This window comes from Collinsella sp. An268, assembly GCF_002159765.1.
Classification (GTDB): Bacteria; Actinomycetota; Coriobacteriia; order Coriobacteriales; family Coriobacteriaceae; genus Coprousia.
Map to the genome: position 1 here is coordinate 209,250 of NZ_NFJH01000002.1, position 14,999 is coordinate 224,248.

Annotated in this window: 12 protein-coding genes and 1 tRNA gene; 9 read left to right on the forward strand and 4 right to left on the reverse strand. The window is 68.7% G+C overall.

All coding sequences use genetic code 11. The features are described from left to right. Positions 1–288: 288 nt before the first annotated feature. Positions 289–1,011 carry a trehalose operon repressor gene (treR, locus tag B5F70_RS02850; RefSeq protein WP_087204052.1) on the reverse strand — a complete coding sequence of 241 codons (723 nt, stop codon included), beginning with the start codon at positions 1,009–1,011 and terminating at the stop codon, positions 289–291. A gap of 228 nt (positions 1,012–1,239) precedes the next feature. Here treR and treP point away from each other — a divergent pair, with 228 nt between their 5' ends. The 8 genes from treP to proB all read left to right on the forward strand — a co-directional run bounded on the left by treP (position 1,240) and on the right by proB (position 9,768). After that, entirely contained in the window at positions 1,240–2,703 is a 1,464-nt protein-coding gene (gene treP / locus B5F70_RS02855; protein WP_087204053.1) for a PTS system trehalose-specific EIIBC component, read from the forward strand. Between the two features lie 152 nt (positions 2,704–2,855). Continuing rightward, positions 2,856–4,592, forward strand: a complete 1,737-nt coding sequence (locus B5F70_RS02860) for an alpha,alpha-phosphotrehalase (protein ID WP_087204054.1) — start codon at positions 2,856–2,858, stop codon at positions 4,590–4,592. 49 nt (positions 4,593–4,641) lie between these two features. Beyond that, positions 4,642–4,717 (forward strand) — tRNA-Ala (locus B5F70_RS02865). 125 nt (positions 4,718–4,842) lie between these two features. Beyond that, on the forward strand, positions 4,843–5,445 hold the full coding sequence (locus B5F70_RS02870; RefSeq protein ID WP_158094915.1) for a GNAT family N-acetyltransferase: 603 nt from the start codon (positions 4,843–4,845) through the stop codon (positions 5,443–5,445). Beyond that, the gene (locus B5F70_RS02875; protein WP_087204056.1) at positions 5,442–6,383 is read left to right on the forward strand and encodes a radical SAM protein; all 942 of its coding nucleotides are present in this window, start codon (positions 5,442–5,444) and stop codon (positions 6,381–6,383) included. Before B5F70_RS02870 ends, B5F70_RS02875 begins: the two co-directional genes overlap by 4 nt. A gap of 225 nt (positions 6,384–6,608) precedes the next feature. Continuing rightward, the gene (locus B5F70_RS02880; RefSeq protein ID WP_087204057.1) at positions 6,609–7,019 is read left to right on the forward strand and encodes a hypothetical protein; all 411 of its coding nucleotides are present in this window, start codon (positions 6,609–6,611) and stop codon (positions 7,017–7,019) included. Positions 7,020–7,055: 36 nt separating this feature from the next. Next, on the forward strand, positions 7,056–8,570 hold the full coding sequence (locus B5F70_RS02885; RefSeq protein WP_087204058.1) for a nicotinate phosphoribosyltransferase: 1,515 nt from the start codon (positions 7,056–7,058) through the stop codon (positions 8,568–8,570). Positions 8,571–8,622: 52 nt separating this feature from the next. Then, positions 8,623–9,768 carry a glutamate 5-kinase gene (gene proB / locus B5F70_RS02890; RefSeq protein WP_087204059.1) on the forward strand — a complete coding sequence of 382 codons (1,146 nt, stop codon included), beginning with the start codon at positions 8,623–8,625 and terminating at the stop codon, positions 9,766–9,768. Positions 9,769–9,810: 42 nt separating this feature from the next. Here proB and B5F70_RS02895 read toward each other — a convergent pair whose 3' ends face one another. Then, complete coding sequence (locus tag B5F70_RS02895) at positions 9,811–11,244, reverse strand: alpha/beta fold hydrolase (RefSeq protein WP_087204060.1); 1,434 nt, start codon at positions 11,242–11,244, stop codon at positions 9,811–9,813. Between the two features lie 128 nt (positions 11,245–11,372). Here B5F70_RS02895 and B5F70_RS02900 point away from each other — a divergent pair, with 128 nt between their 5' ends. Further along, positions 11,373–12,662 carry a glutamate-5-semialdehyde dehydrogenase gene (locus B5F70_RS02900; protein ID WP_206383481.1) on the forward strand — a complete coding sequence of 430 codons (1,290 nt, stop codon included), beginning with the start codon at positions 11,373–11,375 and terminating at the stop codon, positions 12,660–12,662. 206 nt (positions 12,663–12,868) lie between these two features. On the opposite strand, the gene B5F70_RS02905 is transcribed toward B5F70_RS02900, so the two are convergent. Both B5F70_RS02905 and B5F70_RS02910 read right to left on the reverse strand, forming a co-directional pair. Continuing rightward, positions 12,869–14,053, reverse strand: a complete 1,185-nt coding sequence (locus B5F70_RS02905) for a hypothetical protein (protein WP_087204061.1) — start codon at positions 14,051–14,053, stop codon at positions 12,869–12,871. A 272-nt stretch (positions 14,054–14,325) separates the two neighbouring features. Then, entirely contained in the window at positions 14,326–14,931 is a 606-nt protein-coding gene (locus B5F70_RS02910; RefSeq protein ID WP_087204062.1) for an HD family phosphohydrolase, read from the reverse strand. Positions 14,932–14,999: the final 68 nt, after the last annotated feature.

Below are 14,999 nucleotides of genomic sequence, written 5' to 3' on the forward strand. Positions count from 1 at the left end.
CGAACACTCCCATCATCTGACACAGGTTTTGATAAGTCAAGACTGGTATTACAAATTGCGTCGCGTATGATGAAGATGTTCCGCTCCCCGCGGAGCAACTGGGTGAACCGTCGCGTTTTACTAGGGAGCCCACACAGTCGCGTTAGTACAGGTATCCTTCGTTGTTAAGGACGCTGGAAGAGGCGATGAGGGCGCCCACCTTGCAGAGGTGGGTTCATTATGGCAAAGCGGGGAGCGGTCATCTTGTGCGTATGGCGGCTCCCGCGTTGCGGGGCCGCTTTTTTGTCGCTACACGGCGCTGCGCACGGCGGTGTCGTGGAAGCAGAACATCTCGGGATGATGGCGCGACTCGGTGTACTCGAACATGATGCCCTGGCCGTCGAAGGTCTGGCTCGTCATCACCGCCACGTAGTCGGCGCCGCCCAGATCGAGCATGTCCCGGTCGTGGTCGGTCGCACGCTCCACGGTGATGGTGCGCTTGCTGGTGGCGACGGTGAGCCCGCGCTCGTCTTCGAGGAAGGCGTAGATGGAGTCCTCGGCGATCTTGGGCGTGAGGCCCTCGACGCTTGAGGCGAGAAAATAGCTGCGGTCGAGAATGAGGGGGCGGCCGTCGAGGATGCGCTTGCGCTCGACGGTCACGAGCTCGGCGCCCTCGGGGTGCCCGGTGCGGTGCGCGAGCGCCCCGTCGGCGACGAGGGTGGAGAAATCGGTCACCTCGGTTCGGGCGTGCAGGCGGTTGTGCGCTGACGTCTCCCTAAATGACTGGATGCCGCCGACCTCGAAGGTCGCCCGCTCGCGCGCCTGCCAGATGACGCGCACGCCCTTGCCGTGGACGGGCTGGACGTAGCCCTTCTCCTTCAACAGGGCGAGGGCGCGCCGCAGCGTGTTGTGCGAGCAGGAGAACGCCTGGGTGAGCGCGCTCTCGGAGGGGAGCAGGCTCTGGTACGGATAGGTGCCGTCCTCGATGTGCTCGCGGAGGGTGCGGTAGATGGTGTCGTAGCGCGCTTTCATGGCGGTTCTCTCCTTTGGGTGCATGGCCGCACCAACTATAGCTCAGATACGCGAGTGGAGGACAACTCATCTGAATAAGTATGCCGTTTGCCGGCGCGCGGGGACCGTTCGCCGGAATGCGAAGGTTCTCGCAACTCATTCAAATGAGTTGCGGCATACTGTAGTCAACTTATTCAGATAAGTTGCATCCCACGGGATGCGGGGTACGGCTACAAAGGAGGTAGCTCGATGGCGAAGTACACGGAGGACGCGGCGCGTCTGCTCGACCTCGTCGGCGGGAAGGAGAACATCTCAGCGGTGACGCACTGCATGACGCGCATGCGGTTCGTGCTGGTGGACGAGGGCAAGGCCGACGTCTCGGCAATCGAGGCGCTGCCCGCGGCGAAGGGCACGTTCACCCAGGCGGGGCAGTTCCAGGTCATCATCGGCAACGACGTCGCCGACTTCTACCAGGAGTTCAGCAAGGTATCGGGTATCGAGGGCGTTTCCAAGGAGGCGGCCAAGGCGGCGGCCGGCGCCAACCAGAACCCGCTGCAGCGCGCCATGGGCGTGCTCGGCGAGATCTTCGCCCCGCTCATCCCCGCGCTCATCTGCGGCGGTCTGATCCTCGGCTTCCGCAACATCATCGGCGAGGTCAACTTCTTCAACGATGCGGGCGCCTTCGACCTCGAGCACGGCACGCTCTCGATCGCGGACATCTCCACGTTCTGGATGGGCATGTACAACTTCCTGTGGGTCATCGGCGAGGCCGTCTTCCACATGCTGCCCGTGGGGATCTGCTGGTCGGTAACCCGCAAGATGGGGACCACGCCCATCTTGGGCATCATCCTCGGCTTGACGCTCGTGTCGCCGCAGCTGCTCAACGGCTTCTCGGTGGCGGGCGCCGATGCCGAGACCATCGCCGCGCACACCTACGACTTCGGGTTCTTCTCCTTTGTGGGGACCGGCTACCAGGGGCAGGTCATCGCCGCGCTCATGGCCGCCTTCGTCCTGGTGGCGCTCGAGAAGTTCTTCACCAAGGTCACGCCTGAGGTCGTGCGCATGATCGTCGTGCCGTTCATGTCGCTCGTGCCCGCCGTGTTCATCGCGCACCTCGTGGTGGGCCCCATCGGCTGGGCCATCGGCAACGGCATCGCCGACGTCGTCAACTGGGGCCTCTCGTCCAACGTGCGCGTCCTCTTCGCGGCCGTGTTCGGTGCGCTCTACGCCCCGCTCGTCATGACCGGCCTGCACCATATGACCAACGCCATCGACACTCAGCTCGTCAACAGCCTCGGCTACACCACGCTCTGGCCCATGATCGCGCTCTCCAACATCGCGCAGGGCTCCGCCGTGCTCGCCATGATCGTGCTCCAGAAGAACAACGAGCGCGCCCAGCAGGTCAACATCCCCGCTTGCGTGTCGTGCTACCTCGGCGTGACCGAGCCGGCGCTCTTCGGCGTCAACCTCAAGTACAAATTCCCGCTCCTCTGCGGTATGGCGGGATCGGCGCTCGCGGCCATGGTGTGCACGGGCTTCTCGGTCAAGGCGCTCTCCATCGGCGTCGGCGGCGTGCCCGGCATCCTCTCCATCATGTTCGAGTACTGGGGCCTCTTCGCGCTCTGCATGGCCATCGCCATCGTGGTGCCGTTTGCCCTCACGCTCGTGGTGGGCGGCCGCCGGCTTGCGGCTGAGGAGCGCGGGCTCGCCTAGCGGCGGCGCCCCGGCGCGGACCCGGCGCCCATCGAAGCGCGCGGCGGGTGCCGGGCCCGGCCTCGAAGGGCGCGCCGCCCCGATCATAGATTCTTGGCGGGGCGGCGCGCGACACAGGATGCTGAAACGACCGACACGAGAGGAGGGCGACCATGGGCGCCCATGAGAGGGACCTCGGCAAGACCGTGGTCTACCAGATCTACATCAAGAGCTTCTGCGATAGCGACGGCGACGGCACAGGCGATCTGCGCGGCATCACCTCCAAGCTCGATTACCTCGCCTACCTGGGGGTCGATTACGTGTGGATCACCCCGTTCTTCCCGTCGCCGCAGCGCGACAACGGCTACGACATCTCCGATTACTGCGCGGTCGACCCGGTCTTCGGCACGATGGACGATTTTGACGAGCTGGTGGCCGAGGCCCGCCGTCGCGGGATCGGCATCATGCTCGACATGGTGCTCTGCCATACCTCGAGCGAGCATGTCTGGTTCCAGCGCGCCCTCGCGGGCGACGAGCGGTACCGGAGCTACTATATCCTGCGCGACGGCAGGGGCTCGACCGGCCCCGGCGACCCCGGCGAGCCGCCGACCAACTGGCAGAGCGCCTTTGGCGGCAGCATGTGGGAGTGGGAGCCGCGCCTTGGCAAGTGGTACCTCCACATGCACGACGTGACCCAGCCGGACCTCAACTGGGACAACCCCGAGGTCCGCGCCGAGCTCGCGCAGGTGGTGCGCTTCTGGCGCGACCGCGGGGTGGCGGGCTTCCGCTTCGACGTGGTGAGCCTCATCTCCAAGCCGGAGGTGTTCGAGGACGCCGGTCCCGAAGGCGGGCGCTCGCTCATCGCGGACGGCCCGCATGTGCACGAGTACCTGCAGGAGCTGGTGCGCGAGGCGGGTATCGACGGGATGCTCACGGTGGGCGAGATGGCGGCGACCACGCTCGAGAACTGCGTGCGCTACACCAACCCCGCAAGCCATGAGCTCGGCATGGTCTTCAGCTTCCATCACCTGAAGGTCGATTACCTGAACGGCAAGAAGTGGGCGCTCCAGGACCCCGACATCGCCCGTCTACGCGAGCTCTTCGCCACCTGGCAGGAGCGCATGCAGGAGGGGCACGGCTGGAGCGCGCTCTTCTGGAACAACCACGATCAGCCGCGCGCCGTCACGCGCTTCGGCGGGCGTGAGGGCGTGGGCGAGGCCGGCGGCAGCTGGGAGCTCGCGGCCAAGATGCTCGGCGTCTGCGCGCATCTCATGCAGGGCACGCCCTATATCTTCCAGGGCGAGGAGATCGGCATGGTAAACGCCGGGTACGCCTCGATCGACGACTATCGCGACGTCGAGAGCCATAACGCGTATCGCGCGCTGGTGGAGGCGGGGTCGACGCCCGCCGAGGCGCTGCACGTGGTGGGCGAGCGCTCGCGCGACAACGGGCGGACGCCCATGCAGTGGACGGATGCGCCGGGGGCCGGCTTTACGGCGGGCGAGCCCTGGCTCGCGATTCCGGCCTCGTCGGTGCTGGTGAACGTGGCCGCCGAGAAGGGCCGCCCGGGCTCGATCCTCGAGTTCTATCGCGAGCTCGTGCGCCTGCGCCATGAGCTCGGGGTGATCGCCGATGGCCGCGTCCGCTTTATCGACCCCGGTGTGGGGGCGCCCCGCGCGATCATGTTCGAGCGCTGGCTCGAGAGTGAGGCGGCGCGCGAGGCCGCCGAGGCGGGCGCCCCGGTGCGCCTCCTTACGGTGTGTTCGTTTGATGAGGGGGCATCTTCGGTGGACCTGCCGGACGCCTGGTGCTCGGCCGAGCAGCTCATCGGCAACTACGGCGACGTGCGGCAATGTGGAGGGACGCTTGCGCTCAGGCCCTTCGAGGCGCAGGTTCTCTGGACGCGCTGATTTTTGTTGTTGACAGCCGCGTGGGACTTGCTAGAATTAATCCTCGCTTGGGGACGTAGCTCAGCTGGGAGAGCGCTGCCGTCGCATGGCAGAGGCCGAGGGTTCGATTCCCTTCGTCTCCACCACAAGCCTGTATTCGAGCCCCTGCGCAAGCGGGGGCTCGTTTTGTATGTCGCGCGATCGGTTTGGCCGCGTACGGGTGGGCTCCTTTCCGTCCACCGCGCGTCCGGTGCGAAAAGGGGAGTGCCACATGGTTGTGACCGTCGCCGCTGAGCGGGACCTGCCCGCCGTAGAGCGTCTGTACCGAGCGGTGATCGAGGAGATGCACGGCGCGCCGCATGATGTGTGGTGGGAGTTTGGCGTGCATCCTACCCGCGAGGGGCTGCGCGCCTCCGCCTCGCGCGGCGAGCTCATCGTTGCGCGCGATGGCGCGTCCGCCACCGTAGGCGACGGGGAGGTGCCCCCGCAGGAGGCGTCGCTTCTCGGCGCCTGCGTGGTGGACGGCGCGCAGGACGCGGGTTATCGCACGGCCGCATGGCCCCTATCTGTTCCAGACCACGAGGTCGCCGTGCTGCACCTGCTCGCGGTCGCGCCCGAGGGGCGCGGGCGGGGCGTCGCGCGCCGCTTGGTCGCCGCGGCGGCGCGGGCGGCGCGCGCCCGGGGCGCCCGGGTGCTGAGGCTCGATGTGTTCGACAACAACGCGCCTGCGATCGCGCTCTACCGGTCCTGCGGCTTTACCGATCTGGGCGCGCGGGCGTTTGCCTACGACGAGGGCTTCACGCACGGGGCGCACCTCATGGAGCTCGACCTGGGGCTGCCGGGCGCCCTCGACCGGATGGAGACGACACGATGAGCGCCCTGCTCGGCGGGTGCGCGCCCGCCGCCTGCGAGCTCTGCCCGCGCCGTTGCCGGGCCGACCGCGCCCAGGGGGCGCGCGGCATCTGCGGCGCGGACGGCACGCTCAAGATCGCCCGCGCGGCGCTCCATTTTTGGGAGGAGCCGCCCATCTCGGGCGAGGCGGGGTCCGGCACCGTCTTCTTCAGCGGCTGCCCGCTCAAATGCGTCTACTGCCAGAACCACGAGATCTCGACCGGCAATTTCGGCCTCGAGGTCGCACCCGAGCGCCTCGTCGAGATCATGCTCGAGCTCGAGGACCAGGGTGCGCTCAACATCAACCTCGTCACGGCGACGCATTACGCGCACCTGCTGCCCGCTGCCCTCGCCGCGGCGCGGGAGCGCGGCCTTACGGTCCCCATCGTCTACAACACGAGCGGCTACGAGCTGGTCGAGGCGGTGCGCGAGCTCGGCGATTTGGTTGACATCTGGCTGACCGACTTCAAGTACGCCGATCCCGCGCTGGGCAGGGCGCTCAGCCATGTGGACGATTACCCCGCCGTCGCCGCCCGGGCGCTCGCGCAGATGACAGCCGAGCTCGCGCGCCGGGGAGGAGCTGCGGAGCGGCGGGACGGCACGTGGACGCGCGGCATCATCGTGCGCCACCTGGTGCTGCCGGGGCACGCGGACGACTCGTGCCGCGTGCTCGACCTCATCTGGCAGACGGTGGGAGATGTGCCCATCTCGGTCATGAACCAGTACACGCCCAACGCCGCCATGCGCGCCGCCGGCGGAGACCTCGCCCGCGCCGTGACGGACGACGAGTACGAGCTCGTGCTCGACCATGCCGACGACCTCGGCTTCACGCAGCTCTTCTGGCAGGAGGGCGGCGCGGTGGACGAGAGCTTTACCCCGGCGTTCGATACGACGGGCGTGCTCGAGCGCGCCGACCGGTAGCGGCGTCCCGCGGCGCGCAGCCCTGCGCGGGGCTGTCGCCGTAGGCATCCTCGGGGCTGCTGCCGAGGCGCCGGGGCGCCGGGGCGCCCGGGTGCGCCCGGTTGCGCCCGCGCCTGCACCCGCGCGCGTTACGAATCTGTGTGCGCAACCTAACCTCGGGGTATACTGGGGGGCGTAAATTTCGCGCCGCCCGCGCTGCGGCGCCACGTGAGGGAAGGGGTCTCCATGGCCGAACAGGATGCGCGCCCGCTGACCGACGAGGAGCGCGCCGAACTCGAGGCGCTGCGCGCCGAGAAGGCCCGTCGCGAGCGCGCCGAGCTTGAGGCGCTGCGCGCGGAGGAGGCTGCCGCGGTGCCGCCGGCGCCCGCACCTGCCCCGCAGCCCGCGTCGGCTGCCCGCCAGGCCCCGGCGGCGCCCGCTCCGGCGCCCCGCGCCGCCGCCCCGGATAAACCCGTCGTTGCCGAGGACCCCGCCGAGCGGACGTTCGGCCAGCGCATGGTGCTCTCGGACACCGAGGACGAGGACGGCCTCCCGTCGATGCCGCCCGCCCAGAAGATCGTCATCGGCGTCTGCCTCGTCCTCGCCGTCGTGGTCATCATCTACGTGACCATGACCAACAACGGCATGATCGGATAGCGCCCCGCGCGCCGTCCGAGGAAAGGAAGCGTTCCCATGGCACTCACCGATACCGCCCGCCCCACCGACGTGGCGCTTCTGACCGACCTCTACGAGCTCACCATGGCCCAGGGACTGTGGGAGAACGGCAAGCTCGACGAGGAGGACTGCTTCACCGCGTTCTACCGCGACAACCCCTTTGGCGGCGTCTTCGCGGTGATGTGCGGGACCTCGGACTTGGCGGACCTGGTGGAGAACCTGCGCTTCACCGACGAGGACATCGCCTACCTCGGCTCGCTCGACGCCCCCGCGGGCGGCGCCCTCTTCAAGCCGGGTTTTCTGGAGTACCTGCGCGGATTTCGCGCGCACCTCGACATCGACGCGGTGCCCGAGGGCGAGATCGTTTTCCCCCGCGAGCCCATGGTGCGCGTCATGGGGCCGGCGCTCGAGTGCCAGCTCCTGGAGACGGCGCTGCTCAACACCATCAACTTCCAGACGCTCGTGGCCACCAAGACCGCGCGCGTGGTGCAGGCGGCCCAGGGGCGCCCCGTGGCGGAGTTCGGCCTGCGCCGCGCCCAGGGGCCTGACGGCGGCATGGCCGTCGCCCGCGCGAGCTACGTGGCGGGCTGCGCCTCGACGTCCAACGTCCTCGCCGGGCGCCGCTACGGCATCCCCGTCTTCGGCACGCACGCGCACAGTTGGGTCATGAGCTTTGATTCCGAGCTCGAGGCGTTCCGCGCCTTCGCGCGTACGGCGCCCAACAACTGCACGCTGCTCATCGACACGTACGACGTGCGCGAGGGCGTGGAGAACGCCATCACCGTCGCGCACGAGATGGAGGAGCGCGGCGAGCGGCTCGCGGCCATCCGCATCGACTCGGGCGACCTCGCCAAGCTCTCCGCCTACGTGCGCGGGCGCTTCGACGAGGAGGGGCTCGACTACGTCAAGATCTCGGTCTCCAACGACCTCGACGAGTACACCATCCAGTCGCTCATCAACCAGGGCGCGCCCATCGACTCGTTTGGCGTGGGCACCAAGCTCGCCACCTGCTACGACCAGCCGGCGCTCGGCGGCGTCTACAAGCTCGCCGCGCGCCGCCCTACGGGCGCGCACGCGTGGACGCCCGTCGTGAAGCTCTCCGAGCAGCCCTACAAGCGCACCATCCCCGGTATCCAGCAGGTGCGCCGCTATGTGGACGACGCCGGCAGCCCCGTGTGCGACATGATCGTCGACGAGGCGTATCTGGAGGGTGAGGGCGCCGACCGCGGCTCCACGCTGGTGGCGGTGAACGACGCCGCGCTCGTGACGAGCGTCGCCGGTATGGATTACCGCGAGATCCTCGTGACCGTGGTGCGCGACGGCCGTGCCGTGGCGCCGCGCGAGCCGCTCGAGGTCGCGCGCGCCCGCTGTCAGGCGGCGCTCGAAGCGCTCGACCCTGTGTACAAGCGCTTCCTCTACCCGCAGTCCTACGTGGTGGGTATGGAGTCCGGCCTCGCCCGCGTGCGCGACGAGCTCGTGCGCACCCGCATGGCCGAGACCAAGACGGCGCTGCCCTGGAAGGCGCGCCGCTAAGCTGCTTGAGCGAGGGGCGTCCGGCGAGCCCGGCGCCCTGCAAGGAGGATTCATGTCCCGAGACCGCACGACCCCATCGGGCCGCCCGCGCATCATGGTGGTGAAAATCGGCTCGTCGACGCTCGTGCGCGGGACGGACGGGCCCGACCGCGCCTTTATCGACGCCCTCGCCACACAGGCGCGCGACCTCGCCCGGCGCGGCTGGGCGCTCGTGGTCGTGAGCTCCGGCGCCATCGCCTGCGGCGCGCCCATCTTGGGGTTTGACCGGCGGCCCGCCGACATGCCGAGCCTGCAGGCCTGCGCCTCGGTGGGGCAGTGCGCGCTCTCGGCCGTGTACGACGAGGCGTTTCGCGCGCACGGCCTGCTCACCTCGCTCGTGCTCCTCACGCGGTCCGACACGGCGAGCCGCACCTCCTACCTGCACGCGCGCGATACGCTCACGCGCTTGGTGGAGCTCGGCGTGGTGCCCGTCGTCAACGAGAACGACACCGTGGTGGTGGACGAGATCCGCTTCGGCGACAACGATACGCTCGCGGCGCTCGTCTCATGCCTCGTCTCCGCCGACCTCTGCGTCACCCTTTCCGATATCGACGGCCTGTACACGGCGAACCCCGCGCTCGACCCCACGGCGCACCTCATTCCCGAGGTCACGCGCATCGACGCGTCCATTGTGGGCGCGGCGGGCGACTCGGCCACGGCCGTGGGCACGGGCGGCATGATCACCAAGGTGCGCGCGAGCCGCATCCTTATGACCGCGGGCATCACCAGCGTGATCGCGAGCGGGGCTGAGGAGCGCCCCTTGGTGCGCCTGGCGGACGGCGAGTCCGTGGGCACGCGCTTCGTGCCGCCGGCGAGCCGGCTCGACATCGCGCCCCGCAAGCTCTGGATCGCCCTCGGCGATGCGGCGCACGGCCGCCTGACCATAGACGCCGGAGCCGTGCGCGCGCTCGTGCAGCATGGGTCGTCGCTGCTGCCGGTGGGCATCATCGCGGTGGCGGGCGATTTCGAGGCGGGGGCGGTGCTCGATATCGCAGATCCCACGGGGTTCGTCGTCGCGCGCGGCCTTGCCGGCGCGTCGTCGGACGAGCTCGCGCTCGCCTGCGGCCGGCGTCAAGAGGAGCTCGCGCAGAACCGCCTGCTCAGCACGCTTGCCGACCATCCGGCGGTCCATCGCGACAATATGATCGTGTTCGCGTAGCGCGCGAGCAGAGCGCTGCCTCGCGTGCCGGGCGCCCCCCGGCTATGCGCCGAGCGCCCGCGCGAGCGCGCCGCGCCCCAGGGCCTCCTCGAACAGATGGCGGAACACGGTGTCACCATGGAGCCCGTCGTGCTCGAACTCGTTGGTGACCCAGGCGTGGCTCGCGCCCACGCGGCTGAGCGTATCGAGCTGGAGCCCGGCGTCCACGTACATGTCGTCGAAGTACACGGCGGCCTCGAGGGGCACCTCGTTGGCGGCGAGGCGCACGGGGTCGTAGACGCGGTCGAACTCCGTGTCGGCCATCAGGAGCTCCATGGCGCGGGCGAAGGGCTTGAGCTCGGGCATCTCGGCAAACATCCAGGGGAAGCACGCCTCGCCGGTAAAGGTGAGCGGACGCGCGTCGACATCGAACTCGGGGCGGCCCGCGCGCTCGCGCTCGGCCGCCCAGCCGATGGGCGGCGTCGTGCCGTCGGCGTAGATGAATTCCTGCAGGGTCCAGTAGAGCGGGTTCGCGCGCGTGGTGGTGCGGTCGAGGACCCCCATGAGGAAGCCGTCGGAAAGCGCGGCCCCAAGGTGGTCTGCCGGCACGTCGCCGCAGCCGTCCTCAAACGCGTGGTCGAAGAGCCAATGCATGCGCTCGAAGCTCGGCTTCATGCCAAAGTCGCTCCCCAGAAGCTGCAGGCGCGCCACAGTGAGCGGGCTGCCGTCCGGGAGCGCGACGTCGCCCGCCGCGACGCGGTCCGCCACGGCGGCGACGCGCGCCGCGTCCTCGGGATAGCGCGCATAGTACTGCCGGGTCTTCTCCGCCATCCGCGGGAACGTGCGCGCGTACACCTCCGCCGCGCTCGCGGGGACGTGCGGGATGCCGCCGGCGGTAAACGAGGCGCTGATGCCGGTGGGGTAGCTCGAGAGGTAGGCGAGCGTGAGGAACCCGCCGTAGCTCTGCCCGAGCGTCACCCACGGGCGCCCCTCAAAGGCGGTGAGGCGCAGGTACTCGAAGTCGCGCACGATCGAGGGGGCGAGAAAGCGCTTGAGGAAGTCGGCCTGCGCCCGGGCCGGGTCGGCGCCCGCCGCCTGCGCCCTCATGCCGAGCTCGGCGATGGTGCGGCCCGAGACGCGGCTCGAGCGCCCGGTGCCGCGCTGATCGGGGAGCACGACGCGGAAGTGCTTGATGGCCTCGGCGATCCAGCCGTCCGCGGCGGGCGACGTCGGGCGCGGCCCCTCGCCGCCGGGGCCGCCCTGCAAGAAGACGAGGAGCGGCAGGTCGTCGTGCGCGTGCTCGGGCGCGGCGAGCACGCGGTAGAAGAGCCTGAGCGATTCCGGCGCGCCCGGGATGGGATCGGGAAAGGCGCCGGCGCGCATGGTGAGGCCCATCGCGAGGAGCGCCGGCTCGAGGCCGCGCCAATCGAGCGGCACGTCGATGGCGTGGTCCTCCACATACAGGCCGGGTACGTAATAGCTTGCGAGCTGTGCCATGGTGCTCCTTATCGCCGCGCGGCGCGGACGGGTCGCGCCGCCATCGTTTCCATCTAGCTCATGATACCCGCCGCGTCGGGAATCGGGTACCATGCCCTCATACCCAACCCGATGACTGCGAGGTACCGATGGATGGCATGACCGTGGAGACCTATGTGGCCGATCTCGCCCGCGCGGCGAAGGAGGCGTCGCGCCCCTTGGGGTTTGCGAGCGACGAGACCCGTACGGCGGCGGTGCGCGCCATGGCGGACGCGCTGCGCGAGCGCGCCCGTGAGATTCTCGCGGCGAACGATGCCGATATGGCCGCCGCGCGCGAGGCGGGCACGAGCGAAGGGCTGCTCGACCGCCTGCTGCTCACCCCGGAGCGCATCGAGGGGATGGCGGCGGGCCTCGAGGCGCTCGCCGCCCTGCCCGACCCGGTCGGCCGCGTGCTCGAGCACCGCACGATCGACTGCGGCCTCGACCTCACCCGCGTGAGCGTGCCCTTGGGGCTCGTCGCCATGGTCTACGAGGCGCGCCCCAACGTAACGGCCGACGCCGCCGGCATCTGCATCCGCACGGGCAACGCCTGCATCCTGCGCGGCGGCTCGCTCGCCCAGCGCTCGTGCGTGGCCATCGCCCACGTGCTCGCCGACGCCGTCGCGTCCTGCGGCCTGCCGCGCGCCGCCGTCTCCATCATCGAGACGACCGACCGTGCCGCGACAGGTGCGCTCATGGGCCTTCGCGGGGTCGTGGATGTGCTCATCCCGCGTGGCGGCGCCGGCCTCATCGAGCGCTGCGTGCGCGAGGCGGCCGTTCCCGTCATCGAGACCGGAACCGGCAACTGCCACATCTACGTGCATGAGAGCGCCGACTTCGCCAAGGCGCGCGCCATCGTGGTGAACGCCAAGACCCAGCGCGTGGGCGTGTGCAACGCCTGCGAGTCCCTGCTGGTGGACGAGGCGGTGGCGGAGCGCTTCCTGGCCGAGATGCTGCCCGTTCTGAAAGACCGCGGCGTCCTCGTGCACGGAGATGGGGTGACGTGCGCCGCATCTCGGGCGGCGGGCCTCGCGGAGGGCGTCGATTTCGTGCCCGCCACCGAGGAGGACTGGGGCCGCGAGTACCTTGCGCTCGAGATCTCGGTCAAGGTCGTTACGGGAATCGACGAGGCGATTGCCCACATCAACCGTTTCGGGACGCATCATTCCGAGGCCATCGTCGCTGAGGACACTGCTGCCTGCGAGCGTTTCCTTGCCGCCGTGGATGCGAGCTCGGTGTACGCGAACGCGAGCACGCGGTTCACGGACGGCGGCGAGTTCGGCCTCGGGGCGGAGATAGGCATCTCCACGCAGAAGCTGCATGCCCGCGGCCCCTTCGCCGCGGAGGCGCTCACCACCTACAAATACGAGATTCGCGGCACGGGGCAGGTGCGGCCGTAGGCGCGGGCGCGCCCGTGCGCCCGATTTTGCCCCGCTGGAAGGGTTCGTACAGGGGGTTATTCATTCTAGTGTCTACTTTACGGAGGGTCTGGAAAGTAGACGTGAAAGCGCGCAACGCTGTGACCTGTGCTTTCTCCGATGTCCTTCCTCGTCTCTACTTCGCAGCGCCCCTCTAAACCGTGCACTAGAATGAATAACCCCCCTTCCTACCATCCCGAGCGCCGGATCGCGGGATTTCCGTGAATTCCGGGGATGGAGAAGAGGGCGGCGTGCAACTGCGCGCGCCGCTGCACAAAGGCGCGGGCTCGCGGCTGGTGCCTGAGGGAGAGCGCCTCCGCCCAGCTGGTGAGGATCGTATCGAGTTTGTCGAGGTCGGCAGCCTGGTCGTAATTTATTTCACGGACAATGTAGCCCATTGCCTCGAGTGCGGCCCTGCGCGCCGATGTTCTCGCAAAAGCCTCCCTGCCCTCATGGTATTCCTGCCCGTTTATCTCCAGCAGGCAATTGCGATCCGCCCAAAGCTGGTCTGCGACAAGGTGGTCGCCCTCCAAAACGGTGCGGCCCCGCTCCGTAAGGGGAACCACCCTGTTGAGGTCGGGGATCTCCCATCCTTCGCCCCCCAGCTCCGCCGGGAGAAACTCCAGCAGGCACATGGTCGTCTCCAGGGGCGAGCCGGACCCGTCGAGGACAAACGGTGCAAGCGCGCGGGCTTTGGTGATGCCGCGCACGGCAGGGATCTGCATGAGCTCCGCGGCAAGCGCCTCGGAGGAGATGAGCGGGGGACGTTTCCAGAGGGAGTTCTCCGCTTTGCGGCGGTCCGTGCAGGGACCCCACAGGGAATCGCGCGCATCCTCCTCATAGGGGATGCGGGCCCCCGTTGCGTCGCAATAGGCCGCGGGCGTCATCGGCGTCCCCGTGGCAACGAGGCGCTCCGCACAGCGGGCCCGTTCCGTAGGGCAAAAGAGGGTGTAGAGGCCGCACATCTCATACATGAGGTGCATGGTGTGGGCCGCTGAGACGCGTTGCGCCAGGTGCGCCAGCGCGAGCGCGGGCGAGGAGACGAAAAGACCGTTTCCCAAGTCGACGGCGAACGGCCCGATGCTGTCCGGGCAGCTCTTCGTGATGGTGACGATAGGGTCGGTGCCCCTGCGCTGAGTCTCGTCGGTGACGACCGTGATGGGAAGCGGTATGCCCTTGAGGTCGGTGAGGATGCGTTCGCGGAGCGCTCGGATGACGGCGCCGTCGTTGCGCCGTGCGCAGCGCAGCCGCCGCTGGATGTCGCGCGGCGGCATCATCTCTGGGCCGAGCATCTCCGGTGCGAGCTCGAGGTCGCGGATAGCGGGCGGCGTCCGCCAGTAGGCGAGGGCCGATTCGGCGATGATGATGACCATGGCAGCTCCTCTCATCAGCTGGTGCTGATTCAGGCATACCATGGCCGTCTAACCGACCGCGCACCTGGTTCCACGCGCGTCTGAGCGCGCGGGTACGTCGATGTGGCGAATCGCTGACCGAGACGCCGCAGTAGGCTATATCCCTTGGTACTTGCCGGCATGAGCGCTGGGCAGCAGGGCACCTCCGCGCCGATCGGCGTCCGTTCGGATGCGCCGCATAAAAAATGCCGTCGCAATGCGACGGCATTTCGGTTCCCTCATGACGCTTGCCCCTAGGCCTCCTGCCCAAACGTGTCGCGGTCGGGCGCGAAGGACTGCATCGCCTCGATCGTGCGCCCGAAGAGCGTGTCGAGCTCCCAGCCGAGCATCTCGGCGCCGTGGCGGATCGTGTCGCGGTTGACGCCGGCGGCGAAGCGCTTGTCCTTGAACTTCTTCTTGAGCGACTTCACGTTGAAATCCATGACGCTCTTGGAGGGGCGCATCACCACGGCGGCGCCGATGAGCCCGGTGAGCTCCTCGCAGGCAAAGAGGATCTTCTCCATCTCGAGCTCGGGGCGGGGAAGCTCCGGGTTGAAGTCCGAGCAATGGCTCTGGACCGCGCGGATGAGCTCGGGCGAGCCGCCCGCGGCCTCGATCAGGGGCGCCGCGTCGACGCAGTGGCGCTCGGGGGTTTCTGCGCACTCCTCCCAATCGAGGTCGTGCAGCAGGCCGACGATGCCCCAGAACTCGGCGTTCTCGGGATCGAGCTCGCGCGCGAAGTAGCGCATGACGCCCTCGACGGTCTCGGCGTGCTCGATATGGAACGGCTCGTGGTTGTGAGCGAGAAGGAGCGCATAGGCCTCGTCGCGCGTCATGCCCGCTGAAAGTATCTCTGCCATGGGTCCTCCCGGTGATGGGGCGGGTGCGGTGCCCGCATCGATGCGTTTTCTGCCCGATTATAGAACCG